The 380-nt window shown below is 48.2% G+C and carries 1 protein-coding gene; it reads left to right on the top strand.

Going from position 1 to position 380, the window contains the following annotated elements; genetic code table 11:
• Nucleotides 1-380, top strand: a 380-nt coding sequence (locus HT679_RS11075) for a hypothetical protein (RefSeq protein WP_173214651.1), incomplete at both ends; no start/stop codon positions are given.

Below are 380 nucleotides of genomic sequence, written 5' to 3' on the forward strand. Positions count from 1 at the left end.
TGGACGGTAACAAGCGGTGATACGAGTCTATTAGATAACGGTAAGTTACGCTTGAAACCATCAAGCTACACAGCTGGTCAAGCTGTAAGTGTCAGCGCAACCAAGGGAAGTGGTGACACAACCAGTCAGGCATCAAGTGCAAGTATCACTCCGACAGCACATACAGTGACCATCACCGACATCACCAAGGTGAAAGGTGAAACAGTAGAGGCGACAGACCTCACAGGTGCTGTAACAGCGACAGGAAAAGATCACGTGGAAGCGGTAGGCGCAGTTCCTACAGATTTAGGTAAACACCAAATCACAGCTAAACTTGTCTATGGAGATCAGAGCGAAGAAGCGATTGAGATTCCATACACTGTCAAACCAAGCACCCCAAG

Origin of the sequence: Streptococcus sp. 4886, assembly GCF_013276485.1 — a bacterium.
Classification (GTDB): Bacteria; Bacillota; Bacilli; order Lactobacillales; family Streptococcaceae; genus Streptococcus.